General features: G+C 64.5%; 12 protein-coding genes and 1 pseudogene. 8 read left to right on the top strand and 5 right to left on the bottom strand.

Annotated elements, in window-relative coordinates:
* Positions 1–133 precede the first annotated feature (133 nt).
* The 3 genes from ABZ293_RS18940 (at position 134) to ABZ293_RS18930 (ending at position 1,841) form a co-directional block, all read left to right on the top strand.
* Positions 134–664, top strand: coding sequence for a DUF1772 domain-containing protein (locus ABZ293_RS18940; RefSeq protein ID WP_355182207.1), 531 nt, complete (start codon positions 134–136; stop codon positions 662–664).
* 182 nt (positions 665–846) lie between these two features.
* Positions 847–1,107 carry a transposase gene (locus ABZ293_RS18935; RefSeq protein WP_355182205.1) on the top strand — a complete coding sequence of 87 codons (261 nt, stop codon included), beginning with the start codon at positions 847–849 and terminating at the stop codon, positions 1,105–1,107.
* 365 nt (positions 1,108–1,472) lie between these two features.
* Positions 1,473–1,841 carry an antibiotic biosynthesis monooxygenase family protein gene (locus tag ABZ293_RS18930; protein WP_354953986.1) on the top strand — a complete coding sequence of 123 codons (369 nt, stop codon included), beginning with the start codon at positions 1,473–1,475 and terminating at the stop codon, positions 1,839–1,841.
* Between the two features lie 156 nt (positions 1,842–1,997).
* On the opposite strand, the pseudogene ABZ293_RS18925 reads toward ABZ293_RS18930, so the two are convergent.
* The 4 genes and pseudogenes from ABZ293_RS18925 to ABZ293_RS18910 form a co-directional block, all read right to left on the bottom strand.
* Positions 1,998–2,123, bottom strand: a pseudogene (locus ABZ293_RS18925) (HPr family phosphocarrier protein); the annotation flags it as partial.
* 166 nt (positions 2,124–2,289) lie between these two features.
* Positions 2,290–3,123: an NAD(P)H-binding protein gene (locus tag ABZ293_RS18920; protein ID WP_355182203.1), complete on the bottom strand. Its 834-nt coding sequence runs from the start codon at positions 3,121–3,123 to the stop codon at positions 2,290–2,292.
* Positions 3,124–3,284: 161 nt separating this feature from the next.
* The gene (locus ABZ293_RS18915; RefSeq protein ID WP_355182201.1) at positions 3,285–4,007 is read right to left on the bottom strand and encodes a class I SAM-dependent methyltransferase; all 723 of its coding nucleotides are present in this window, start codon (positions 4,005–4,007) and stop codon (positions 3,285–3,287) included.
* 180 nt (positions 4,008–4,187) lie between these two features.
* Positions 4,188–4,922, bottom strand: a complete 735-nt coding sequence (locus ABZ293_RS18910; protein ID WP_355182199.1) for an SDR family oxidoreductase — start codon at positions 4,920–4,922, stop codon at positions 4,188–4,190.
* Positions 4,923–5,476: 554 nt separating this feature from the next.
* Here ABZ293_RS18910 and ABZ293_RS18905 point away from each other — a divergent pair.
* A complete protein-coding gene (locus ABZ293_RS18905; RefSeq protein WP_355182197.1) occupies positions 5,477–6,907 on the top strand; it encodes an aminobutyraldehyde dehydrogenase in 1,431 nt (476 codons plus the stop codon).
* On the opposite strand, the gene ABZ293_RS18900 is transcribed toward ABZ293_RS18905, so the two are convergent.
* Positions 6,888–8,402 carry a PucR family transcriptional regulator gene (locus tag ABZ293_RS18900; RefSeq protein ID WP_355182195.1) on the bottom strand — a complete coding sequence of 505 codons (1,515 nt, stop codon included), beginning with the start codon at positions 8,400–8,402 and terminating at the stop codon, positions 6,888–6,890. The genes ABZ293_RS18905 and ABZ293_RS18900 overlap by 20 nt on opposite strands.
* An 82-nt stretch (positions 8,403–8,484) precedes the next feature.
* Here ABZ293_RS18900 and speB point away from each other — a divergent pair, with 82 nt between their 5' ends.
* From speB to ABZ293_RS18880, 4 genes are read left to right on the top strand one after another with little or no spacing between them, the layout of a single operon-like run.
* On the top strand, positions 8,485–9,477 hold the full coding sequence (gene speB / locus ABZ293_RS18895) for an agmatinase (RefSeq protein WP_355182193.1): 993 nt from the start codon (positions 8,485–8,487) through the stop codon (positions 9,475–9,477).
* Positions 9,474–10,955, top strand: coding sequence for an APC family permease (locus tag ABZ293_RS18890; protein ID WP_355182191.1), 1,482 nt, complete (start codon positions 9,474–9,476; stop codon positions 10,953–10,955). The genes speB and ABZ293_RS18890 overlap by 4 nt, the downstream gene beginning before the upstream one ends.
* Entirely contained in the window at positions 10,952–12,580 is a 1,629-nt protein-coding gene (locus ABZ293_RS18885) for a N,N-dimethylformamidase beta subunit family domain-containing protein (protein ID WP_355182189.1), read from the top strand. Before ABZ293_RS18890 ends, ABZ293_RS18885 begins: the two co-directional genes overlap by 4 nt.
* Positions 12,577–12,957: a cupin domain-containing protein gene (locus ABZ293_RS18880; protein ID WP_355182187.1), complete on the top strand. Its 381-nt coding sequence runs from the start codon at positions 12,577–12,579 to the stop codon at positions 12,955–12,957. The genes ABZ293_RS18885 and ABZ293_RS18880 overlap by 4 nt, the downstream gene beginning before the upstream one ends.
* Positions 12,958–12,979: the final 22 nt, after the last annotated feature.

Here is a 12,979-nt window from a genome sequence, read left to right as displayed (position 1 = left end):
GACGGTGAGCCAGGCCGCACGCGGTGCCGCCAGGAACGATTTCGTCAAATGTTACGGAAATCATATGGCATGTAGCAGATCTCATATCTAATATGTATCTCGTATATTACGAAATGCAAAGAATGGAGAGATCATGCTCGTCGCTGAGAAGCAACAGCGTGAACCAATGCTGGCTCGGATCGCCCGACTAATTGGCCTGCTGTTCAGTGGTGTTTTCGCTGGGTTCCTCACTACGGTTCTCGTTTTAGAACTTTCGATGCGCGATCAGGTCGGTTCGGTATACGCGCAGGTCCGGCAAATCGAGCTGATCGGCTTGGATGTACTCGCCACGGTGACGCTGCTTCCCGCTCTGCTTGCGACCGCGATTCTCGTCGCGGCGACCTTCCGGAAGAAGGGCGCCGCGCGCTGGCTACCGTCTTTCGCGTTGGTCCTGTTCGTCGGAGTTCTGATCCTGACGATTGTCGTCAACCTGCCGATCAACGCCGATCAACGCGACTGGATCGTCTCGATGCCGCCACCGGATTGGGCGACAGTGCGTGATCGCTGGCAGGTCTCGCACGCTGTACGCACCGTCGCAGCCGCGATTGCCTTCTGCTGTCTGAGTGTCGCTGCGCTTGATCGTCGCCAGTCGTCAGTAGATCGGAGAGCGGCGGACATGGAATGACGGTCGCTACGACTTGATTACCGTCGAGGGGTTTCGTCCGCGGCCTCGGCACCGCGGGCCGCGCCGCCGTCGCTGGAATCCGGCCACGCCTTCAGCGGCGCCGTCGACGAGGCCGGGGTATACCGGGAGGCGGCAGCGCTGCACCGGTCCCCGTTCTTCTGGTTCGTCGACGAGCCCGACCCTTGACCGCGTTCGCGGCCAATGCCGCGTGGCTGCAGCTGGCAGATCTTGCCTACAACCTGACCTGCGCCGCCGGTGCGATCGCTGCACTGTTCCACGCCAAAGCCGCCATCCGAACGATCCGCGCCGGCCTGATCGATATCCCTGCCCGGCTGGCATCGTCTGGACGGCAACAGATCTGGCATCTAGCTGCCAGCTGGCCCGCCGAAAACGCCTGGCGGCAACTGTTCGACACCGCTCGAGCCCCATCGGCAGCGACCTGACCCCATCCACTCCTGCCCACGTCGGGCCGACCAGGAACAACAGTGGAAAAGCTGGGCAGACCAGCGGCCACCCCGCGCCCTCACACCATGTGGTCTGCGCGCGCAGACCACTCCTGACCTCCACCGGTGGATCCAGGTTCAAGAGATCGGTGAATTCTTCTGGCTACGTCCATCGGCAGCTACGAGACGGCTGAGGATCCCGAAATGGGCGGGTTGGAGCCCGAGTGGAGTTAGGCGCGCCGTGAACCGGTTCGAGACATGATGGCCGACCTGGGGGCGGCAGGAACTCACTTGACCATCCAATGGCTGATTCCGCGCGCCATCACCAGTAGCAAACTAACAGGATTGTCATCTAATATGACAATATGACGCTTCCTACCGGCCACACGGCCTCCGGCACCGAACAGCCCGTGACACTCATCAACGCGTTCTCCGTGCCCATGTCGCAGAAGGACCGCTTCCTGAGCCGTTGGAAGGACAACGCTCGGTGTATGGCGTCGGCACCAGGATTCATTCGCGCCCGAATGCTCCAGGCGGTGAGTGGCAACGCCGAGCTGACGTTCATCAATGTCGCGGAATGGGCGAGCGGCACGGCACTGGACGCGGCGCGAACCGATCCGGAGTGGCAGCAATCGATCCAGCGGATGAACAACGACCCCGAACTCGACGTCACCGCGCGACCGATGGTGTACCGAACCGCGATCGACGTAGCGCCCGGTGACACGCTTCCCTGACGCGGCAGCCCTTCTTTCGCCGAAAGGGTCCGCGATCGATATGGACCCGGAGTAGGCGGGAAGGCTTCGCGGACCACATGTTCCGATCAGGTCGGCTCAACGCGAAATATTCCGATCCGATGCGCTGCCGCGACTATCCGGCGTCGGCGCATCGGCCGAGTCGACGGGTTCGCCGCCGAGCACGGACAGCGTGACCGGAACGTCGGCGGCCTGCACGGTCTCGGCGATGATGTTGGCCGACCGGGCGTGCAGGCCGATGGAGGAGCCGACTTCGACGGTGATGTAGCTCCTGGTGGGGAACTCGAGGCCTACCGACGACTCGGCCTGAAGCTCACCTGCCACCACGAAAAACGGGTGGTTGTGGCCGAAACTGCTCCACAACCACCCGTCCGCACGGTGTCTGTGCCGTACAACCCTCCACCATGCGTCGGGAGCTGAATGCTGCGTGTTATGACCAGTCATCCTTGTGGTCGGCTACCCAGGTGGCAAACGGGAGAGCCGGACGGCCGAGGATGTCCTCGACATTGGTGGTCACCGCGATCGGTCGTTTGATCTCGCGGGCGTATCGAGCCATCAGGGCGTCCACGAACTGCTTGTCGAGTCCGTGCGCGATCATGCCCTGGGCGGCCATCTCGGAGGGGACCTCTTGAAAACCCAATGGCCGGTCGATCGTTTCTCCGATGATGGCGACAAGCTGGTCCATACGCAGCGCCTCGGGGCCGGTGATCGGGATCTTTCGGCCGAGCAGTGAATCATCGACCATGGCACGTGCGATCACGTCGGCGACGTCCCACTCGTGGATCAGTGGCTCAGCGAATTCGGCGAATGGACCGAACACCGTGTCGCCGTTGGCCACTTGACCGGACCACATCGAAAGCGTATTCATCGCAAACGAACTCGGCCGTACGCTCACCCACGGCAATCCGCTGTTCACAACCGCGCGTTCGACCTCGGTATTGCGGTCGCCGTTGAACCATGAAGGCTGCAGTGACACTTCGTCGTCGGCGTTGATCGCCGACATCACTACTACACATCCGACGCGGTGTTCGGCGGCATGGGCGAGCAGGCTCGCGATGTCGTCCTTGGTCGCTCGTGGATGAATAAACAGGGAGTCGACGCCCTGCAGGGCGGAGTCGAGATCGTCGGGTGTCACGGCGTGGACCCCTTGGGGCAGGCTCACGGTTGGCTGTCGGGTCACCGCCCTGACCTGCGCTCCGCTCGCAAGGAGTGTGTCCATGAGCGGGCGACCGATCACCCCTGTTGCGCCGGTGACGAGATACATAGCAGCTCCTTCTCGAGTTGGTCCCGGATCAATCCGGCTGACGCGAACCAGACTATCTCATAAGATATGAGATTCATATAACATCAAAGACGTAATTTTTGAGGCTCCGGTGTGGCCGCGCCGTATCGGTGCTGCACGAGCCACCCGCACGGGCGAGTTGGTCAGAGTCGCTGTGCTTCCAGTGCCCAGACGGGCATCAGCATCAGTCCGTCATCGGTGAATTCAGGGTGGAAGTTGTACTGTGCGAACTGATTCAACAACTGCTCGGGCGGCCTGGTGCCCTCCATATGGCCGGCTCGCAGACCGACGATCGACCAGTCCGGCGCCGTGAACGTGGTACGCAATTCGTCCTCCGAGATGGAATAGAGCCCGAAGGTTTCGACGCCGTCGGCGAAGTTGGCGCTGAATTGGATCAACCGGCCGCCGGGTTTGAGCACCCGGGTCAGCGCGGCCACATGCGCGTGGCGCTGCTCGGGATTCAGACAGTGAATGAGCTGGCTGCTGACGACTGTGTCGAACTGGTCGTCGTATCCGTCGAGGACGGTTGCGTCGGCGACCTCGAACACCATCGACATCCCTTGCTCGGCGGCCCGGCGGCTTGCCTGGTCGATCGCCGTGGCCGCGATGTCGAGCCCGGTTACCCGGTACCCGAGACCGGCCAGGTAGATGGCGGTGTCGCCCGGTCCGCAACCGGCGTCGAGAACCTCGCCGGTGATACTGCCCGCCTTCTCGAACTCCACGAGCAGTGGCTGCGGCCTGCCGATGTCCCAGGGCACCCGCTCGAAGCTCAAGCCCTGGGTGGCTGTCTCGCCGCGGTACACCAGGTCGAAGTCGACTCCGGCTGATTCGTTTTCGTTGTTCGATACTGCACTGCTGTCGGCCATCTGGCCCGGTCCTTTCTGACAAAGCGGTCGACGTTCGGCGACCGTGAACAATCGGTCGGATGGGTGAACGGGGCGGCGTAGGGAGTACGTCGGTTACCGACGCGTCGCCGGCGGCCGTGACCTGTACCCCGCACTGTCAATGGCTGAGCCTGTGGGATGTCGCTATACATGGCCTGCCTGTCACGCTGTGAGGCCTCCGTCGGCAGCGATGCTCTGACCGGTAACCCATCGAGCATCATGAGAGGTCAGGAAACCTACGACATCGGCGATATCCTCGGGCTCACCGAAGCGGCCCAGCGGTGTCCGGGCGACCCGCTCCGTCAACATCTCCTTCATGGGCTGCATCGCATCGGTATTCGTCGGCCCCGGCAATACGCTGTTCACTGTGATTCCCCGTGGCCCCACCTCGCGGGCGAAGGCTCGAACCAGCTGTTCACCCGCCGCCTTGCTCGCGGAGTACAGCGGCGTGGACGGGTCGCTGGCCCGGGTGGCCGACGACGAAATGTACACGATCCGGCCGCCGTCGCGTACCCGCTTGGCGGCCTCTCGGAGCGCGACGAACGTGGCTCGGGAGTTGGCGTCGAACGACCGCGCGTAGTCCTCGTCGGACGCCGCGGCGATCGGACCGGCAGCGAACCCATAGGCATTGTGCACGAACACATCCAGTCCGCCATACCGGTGTTCCGCAGCATCGAACAGCGACGTCAGCTGGGCCGGATCGGCCACATCCGCCTGCACGACGGTGGCCTGCCCACCGGCTGCTTCGATCGTAGCGGCGACCTCCTCGGCCGCCTCGGCATTGCTCTTGTAGTTGACGACGACCTTCGCCCCGTCCGCGGCCAGACGCAGCGCGATCGCCCGGCCGATGCTGCGCCCACTGCCGGTGACAACGGCGACACGATCGGTATTCGGCATGAAATTCTCCATTGATAGTGGATGAAGCTCAGTAGTCCGCGTCATCAGCATCGGCCCAGTCGGGAACGCATGACTGGAGTCCAGATCGTGGCGCCTGGCGTTCGGCCGGAACCGCGATGATCTCGAGACGCTACCCGAAGGCATCTTACTGAGATGATATTATATGATATCAATATTATCTTATCGAAATATTGTGGTGGTCGCAACCCTGTAGGTTGTTGCGGTGCCGCGTGTTCGGGTTGACGATGCGATCGAGCTCGCTGAGATGCTGGCGTCCATCGAGGCCTTTTGCTGGTGCCCCGGGAACCCCGACTCGGCCAGCGAATGACAGGAAAACCACGCCCCTACAGGCCTCGAACGCAATAGCGACCCCCATCCCACCCGGATCGAGGGCCTGTCACGCGCCTGCGGGCATTCGCTCCTCGCGGGATCTCGATCGCCCGACGTAGCGTCGAATAGACCGGATGGCAGTTGTACACGGCGTCGTAGCGCTGCACGGCTATCGCTCCGCACACTCGAGCTGATCGCTCCCCACATGGATGGACAGTTGAGATATGGCGAGTCGTGTGCTCGAGAATTTCATTGACGGCAAGTTTGTGGCTTCGGAATCGGAGGACGTGCTCGAGCTGGTGAATCCGGTCGACGAGACCGTCACTGGTTATGTACCGGTTTCGACCGCGGCAGAGGTCGATTCGGCGGTGGCCGCAGCCGCACGGGCATTCCGGAGCTGGGGCGCAACGACGCCCCGGGAGCGTCAGACGGCTCTACTGAAGCTGGCCGATGCCATCGAGGCGCACAGCTCCGAGCTGGTTGCGGCGCAATGCCGCAACACCGGGCAGCCGAAGGCGGTGATCGCCGCGGAGGAGGTTGCGGCGGGAGCCGACCAGCTGAGGTTCTTTGCCGGCGCGGCCCGTCTGTTGGAGGGCCGGTCCGCAGGCGAATACGTCGAGGGGTTCACCTCGTATACCCGCCGCGAACCGATCGGCGTGGTCGCTCAGATCACGCCGTGGAATTACCCGTTTCTCATGGCGATGTGGAAGATCGGTCCGGCACTCGCCGCCGGGAACACGGTTGTCCTCAAGCCGAGTGATACGACCCCGGACAGCACTCTGGTGCTGGCGCGGCTGACCCGGGGACTGTTGCCGGACGGGGTTTTCAACGTGATCCTCGGCGACGCGACGAGCGGCGCTGCGCTGGTGGCGCACCCGGAGCCGGGCTTGGCGTCGATCACCGGATCGGTGCGAGCCGGGATGGCGGTCGCGGCGTCGGCCGCGCGCGGGCTCAAACGCGCTCATCTGGAACTCGGCGGCAAGGCTCCGGCCGTGGTGTTCGCCGATGTCGATATCGAGTCCACGGCCGCTGATATCACCCAGGCGGCGTTTTTCAACGCAGGTCAGGACTGCACCGCTGTCACACGCGTGCTGGTGCACGAATCCATCCACGAGGATCTGGTGCAAGCGCTGGCGAAGAACGCCCGGAGCCTACGGCCGGGGCAACCCGAGGATCCGGACAGCTTCTGCGGCCCGCTCAACAACCGTCGCCACTTCGATTCCGTGCTGGAGACCATGGCCGCGCTGCCTTCTCATGCGACGGTCGTGACCGGAGGTGAACGGTTGGGAGACAGCGGGTTCTTCGTCGAGCCAACCGTTATCACGGGGGTGTGTCAGAGCGATCCGATCGTCCAGGAGGAGGTCTTCGGTCCCGTGCTGACGGTCCAGCCGTTCGTCGACGAGGCCCAGGCCATCACCTATGCCAATGATGTGCGCTATGCGCTGGCGTCCAGCGTCTGGACACGTGACCACGGCACCGTCGAACGCATGGCGCGCGCGCTGAATTTCGGTGCGGTATGGGTGAACTGCCACATGGTGCTGACCGCGGAGATGCCGCACGGCGGATTCAAGCACTCCGGCTACGGCAAGGACCTGTCGATGTACAGCATGGAGGAGTACACCCGCATCAAGCACGTCATGAGCGCGCACCGCTGACCGGCGCGGCGAGGGTATCTCGAGCCTGGAGGGCGAGCCACAGCTCGTGCCGGGTGGCGGCCGGTTCCAATGACCGTCGCAACAGCTTCTCGATCTTGGAGATTCGGTTGCGGACGGTGTGGCGGTGAACGCCGAGCCGCTCGGCCGTGGCGTCCCAGGTGCCGTTCGTATCGAGCCAAGCCCGGAGGGTGCTGACCAGTTCACCGGTCTGATCGGCGATATCGATCGGCGCGAGCGTGTTCTCGGCGAACGCGGTGAGCACGTCGGGGGAAGCGATCGACAGCAGCAGACTGCTGGTGCTGCCTTCACGCGAGGTGGCCGGCCGCCCGAGCCGAGCGCTCACGGGCAGGAGCGAACGCGCCTGCTGCACAGACAAAGCCGCCAGTTCGGGCGCGACAGTGTCGCCGATACCGGCGGGTTGTTCGGCAGCGAAGCGGCGGAGCAGCAACGGCAGATCCGTACCGTCGATGACAATCGCTTCGACGCCGCTACCCAGGGTGCGCACCAGACCGCCGGGTAACGCGTAGGCCAGATCGGCGGCGAGTTCTTCGGTGCGTCCCGCAGGGGGTTCGATGGCCAATCCCACGACCGAACTGGTGCGAATGCCCAGCTGGTCGAACATATCTCGGATCGCGCTCGCGCCCGCGCTCGGGGCGAGGACCTGATCGAGAGCCATTGCCCGGGCGCGCCGTTCGGCGTCGCCGGCCAGATACCGTTGCTCGAGTTCGAGCGTGACCAATGAGGTCAAGGCCGATTTCATGAGCCGGATTTCGCGGGCGTCCGCTTCGACCAGCAGGGCGTAACCGCGCACCCGACCGGCGCCGACCGGTTGCACGCTGAGCGCCCGTCCGGCGATATCGGTTACCGAGCTGCCACGCAGACCGTGCGGTGCTATTTCATCGATGAGCCCGCGTGCGGCTTCCATCAACCGGTCGGTCTCGTCGCCGACGGTGGCGATCGCCCGGCCGAGCGGGTCGGTGATTATCGCGGGCAGGCTCGTCAGCTGGAACCACACTCCGATCAGTCCATCCAGACCACCCCCAGATGCGGCCGCGACCGTCAACCTTCGCTGCACGGCGAGCGTGCGTTCGAGCACCTGTCGTTCTTCGGCGGCATGAGCCGCGAAAACTGCCTTGGTGATGGCAATGAACGGAGTCTCGTCCGGCACCAGCAGCAGTGGAATCCCCTCGGCCTCAGCGGCTGCAACGAGGGCGGTCGGCGCTTGCTGATACGGCAAGCCATGCCCCAGCCCCAGCGCCAGCGCGCTCGCCCCGCCGTCGACCACATCACGCACAAAGTCGCGCCATTGTGTTTCGTCCGTGGACAACTGCAACCCGGCAGTCATGAGCAGCTCGCCGCCCTGCAGCCAGCTACCCGGCCGCAATAGCTCAGTTACATGTGCGGCGTCGATCGTGCGGTGGACTGCTTCTTGCCCGGCGATCAGCTCGAGCCGCAATTGTGCCTGTTCGAGCAGGTCTGCGACAGTGAAAGGCATAGACACAGTGTCCATCAGGTTCGTTGATGTTTCTACATTGCGTCGATGGTTGGTGGCTCCGGGGCCCACCTAGCATCTTTCCATGTCATCGCAGCAATCCCTCGGCCCCATCGATGCGAGCCGAGTTCCCCGGTACTGCGGCCCGGCCACTTTCGCCAGACTGCCGCGTGTCGACGAGGTCGCTCGGACCGATGTCGCGATCGTCGGAGTTCCCTTCGACGCCGGGGTCAGCTACCGACCGGGAGCGCGCTTCGGCCCCGGACACGTCCGTGCGGCCAGCAAGCTCCTGCGACCGTACAACCCGACGTTGGACGTGCATCCGTTCGCGGTCCACCAGGTCGCCGATGCCGGAGACATCGCGGTCAACCCGTTCGACATCGACGAAGCCGTCGCCACCATCGAGAGCGAGGCCCGAAGCTGGCTGTCGAAAGGAACACGCCTGCTGACCATCGGTGGTGATCACACCATCGCTCTGCCACTACTGCGCGCGGTCGCCGCTCAGCACGGCCCGGTGGCCGTCGTGCATTTCGACGCGCACCTCGATACCTGGGATACCTATTTCGGCGCGCGCTTCACCCATGGCACTCCCTTCCGACGTGCCGCGGAGGAAGGTCTGCTCGACTCACGTCGCTGCCTGCACGTCGGAGTCCGTGGCCCGCTCTACAGCTCCGATGATCTGCGGTCCGACGAGTGCCTGGGTTTCCAGGTGGTGCACGCCGACGACTATCAATACGACGGCGTTGTGCAGGTTGTGGAGCGAATACGCAAACGCCTCGGCACCGGTCCGGTGTACATATCGCTCGATATCGACGTGCTCGACCCCGCCTTCGCCCCCGGCACCGGCACGCCGGAAGCCGGCGGCCTGTCCAGCCGAGAACTGCTCGCGACCCTGCGCGGACTGGTCGGGCTCGACGTGGTGGGCGCGGACATCGTCGAGGTCGCACCGGCCTATGACCACGCCGAGGTCACTGGGATCGCCGCAGCGCACGCGGCCTACGAACTGCTCTCGGTGCTGGCCTGCAATCAGGCGGGCCTCGTCCGGAATTCGTCGGCGCGCTCGGAAGGGATCCGTTGAAACACTCCGAAACCGGTGTGACCGCCGGGACGCAGTCCGCATCCACCGAGCTCAGATCCGACGTCGTCGGCACCACCGATCTGGTGTTCTTCGTACTGTCTGCCGCCGCACCGCTGACCGTCATGGCGGGTTTCGCGGCGCTAGGGTTCCTGATCGCCGGTCAGGTGGCGCCTGCCGGATATCTGATCGCGGGGATCGTGTACGTCGTGTTCGCCGTCGGCTTCACAGCCATGAGCAAGCACGTCCGCAACAGCGGCGCCTTCTATGCCTACATCAGCCGAGGCATCGGACCAACCATCGGCGCCGGGTCGGCCATGGTCGCCTATCTCTCCTACGCTCTCGGCCAGATCGGATTCCTCGCCGCCACAGGCGTTTTCGCATCCGAGGGAATCGCCCTGCTGCTTGGAGCCTCCGTGCCGTGGCAGATGACTGCGGTCGTTCTCGGATCGGTTGTTGCGTTGCTGTCGTACCTCAAGGTCGATATCGGCGCGAAGGTGCTGGCGGTCTTACTGCTGACCGAGGTGGGCGTCCTGTTCGTGCTCGCCATCGCCGTATTGATCCGTGGTGGACACGAAGGGCTTTCGGCGGACAGCTTCAATCCCGCAGACCTGATGACCGGATCGATCGGCGCGCTGTTCGCGATCACCTTCGTTGTGTACATCGGATTCGAGCAGACCGCCATCTACAGCGAAGAGGCGCGAGACGCCCAGCGCACCGTCCCGCGCGCCACCTACATCGCGATCGTCGTGCTGGCGGTGGTCTACACCTTCATCTCCTGGGCGATTCTCATGGCCGCGGGGCCGAGCCGCCTGGCCGAACTCCTGGCCGGAGACCCGTCTCAGCTGGTGTTCGACCTCAATACCGAATATGTCGGCGCGACAATGACTTCGGTCATGCAGGTGCTCATCATCACCAGCTTCTTCGCCGGCGCGCTCGCGCTGCAGAATGCCGGGGCCCGGTATCTGTTCGCGCTCGGCCGTGACGGGGTGCTGCCGGCGTGGTTCAGCCGCACCGGAGCACGAACCAAGACCCCGCAGTCGGCCGGGCTCGTGCACACCCTGGTGGTGGTCTGCACGCTGATCGGCTTCGGCCTGACATCCCTTGACCCCTACACCCAGATCGTGCTGTGGACCAATACCCCGACGCTGGTTGGTGTGATGGCGCTGGAGATCGCCGTCTGCATCGCCGTGATCCGCTACCTGCGGCACGCCCCGGGCGGGGAAACGCTGTGGCAGAGGCTGATCGCACCGGGACTTGCGACGATTCTGCTCGTTGTCGTGATGGCGCTGCTCATGAAGAACATGCCGATGCTGACCGGCCTCGGACCGGTGGGTAACGCGATCATGCTGTCGCCCTTGCCGGTGGGATTCGCAATCGGAGCCGGACGAGCATTGTGGCTGCGCACCGCGGCACCTGATCGATACCGGCGCCTATCCGGCAATACCGAAACCCTACCCACAGCAGAGGTGGTTCGATGACCGAACAGCAGCGGCTTCCGCGACACGCCTGGTCCGTGCCGGGATGGCAGTGCGAGATCCCCGGCGGCGATCCTTCGACACCCGAAATCTGGTGCTACACAGACCAATTCTCCTACACCGCGGGAGACTCGGTCGCGGTGCACGTGCACACCACCGCCGAACGCTACAGCCTGGAAGTGGCGCGCGACGGAGCGCATCCGGAGATCGTGTACCGGCTCGACGACCTGCCCGGCGAGTCCCACCCGACCCCGGCCGACAGCTACGCCGTCGGCTGCGGCTGGCCCGTCGCGGTGCGCATCCCCATCGCCGAGGAGTGGCGCTCGGGTATGTACCTGGTGATCGCGCGGATCGAGGTCGAAGGCCGGGTCTATGAGCGCGAACACTTCTTCGTCCTGCGGTCCGCCGTCGCCGGACGTACCCGATACGCGCTGATGCTCACCACCGCCACGATGACCGCATACAACGACTGGGGCGGCGCGAATCACTACCGCGGGGTTGGTGACGATCCGGAGGTCGACATCCCCGCGCCGGTGGTGTCCACGCAACGCCCTATCGCCCGCGGGATGCTGCGCAAACCCGTTGGCGCACCGCGCAGCCGACATGATTACACCCCGCCACCGTTCTGGCAGCCACATCACGAGGCATACGAGTGGGCGTTCGCCAACGGCTACTCCCGCCATCACGCCGACGCGTTCTGGGCAACCTACGAGCGGCCATTCGTGGTGTGGGCCGAGAGCCATGGCTACGACTTCGACTACCTGACCCAGGACGACCTGCACTTCCGTCCGGAATCGCTCAGTGACTACCGATGCCTGGTGATCGTCGGGCACGACGAGTACTGGACAGCCGAAATGCGGGACGCCGTGGACGATTTCGTCGACAACGGGGGAAATGTCGCCCGCTTCGCCGGCAACTTCCTCTGGCAGGTCCGGCTCGACGACACCGGCGCTACCCAAACCTGCTACAAGATTCCCGCCTTCGACCCGCTCCATGCCACCGATCCGAGCCGGGTCACTACCGCGTGGGACGCTCCGATCGTCGGTCGCCCGGGCGCGCAGACCATGGGTTTGACCGGGTTCGGTGGTGTGTACAGCCGGTATGGCAACGCGGTACCGCGTTCCAGCGGCGGATTCACCGTATATCGGCCCGAGCATTGGCTTTTCGAGGGCACCGATCTGTACTACGGCGACGTGATCGGTGGCGCTCCGGTCTGCACCGCGGCTTTCGAACTCGACGGTGTCGATTACACCTTCCGGAAGGGGCTGCCCTACCCGACCTTCGAAGACGGGGCTCCGGACACCCTGGAGATCCTGGCGCTGGCTCCGGCCGTCATCGGCGCGGAAGATCGATGGAACGGTGAGGTCCCGCTCGGCGCACCGGCGTTCGAGGCGGACATGCTGCTCCCGTTCCTCTACGGCGACGACGTCCCCGAATACCAGCGTGATCGCCACTACGGTGCGGGCATGGTCGGCGTGTTCACCCGCGGCGCGGGCACGGTTGTCAACGCCGGATCCTGCGAATGGGTCAACGGCCTCATCGAGCGCGATTTCTGCACCGAACAGATCACACACAACGCACTGCGCCGGCTCGGCGCGGTCCTGGAAGCGCAAAAGGGAAACTCATGACCATCGGTGTCAAGGACGTGCGCGCCATCGGTTTGGGCATCGGCACCCGAGTGGTGCCCGAGTGGCCCGAAGGCTGGACCGCCTCCGCAGACTGGGCGGAAGTCGAATGGCGCGGCTGCTCCGACGCCACCGGCCGCATGATCGGCAGTGCCTGGGAGGGGCGACCGGGTGTGCTGCGGGTGGTCGACTACCCGGTCGACGAGATCTGCGTAATGCTCACCGGCAGTGTCGCTGTGATCGACGATACGGGCGAGCGGCGAGTGTTCCGCGCCGGTGAGGCCTTCCTGTTCCCGCGCGGATTCACCGGGCAATGGGAGACGCTCGAGCCCTCCTCCAAGATCTTCGTCGTCTTGGAACCCGCCCCGGAATCCGCGTAATCCGCGCGGCCTCGAACGTGAT

Origin of the sequence: Nocardia sp. NPDC005998 (assembly GCF_040614395.1) — a bacterium.
Classification (GTDB): Bacteria; Actinomycetota; Actinomycetes; order Mycobacteriales; family Mycobacteriaceae; genus Nocardia.
The sequence above is the reverse complement of the archived record's forward strand: the minus strand, read 5'-3'. Positions and strand labels throughout refer to the sequence as shown.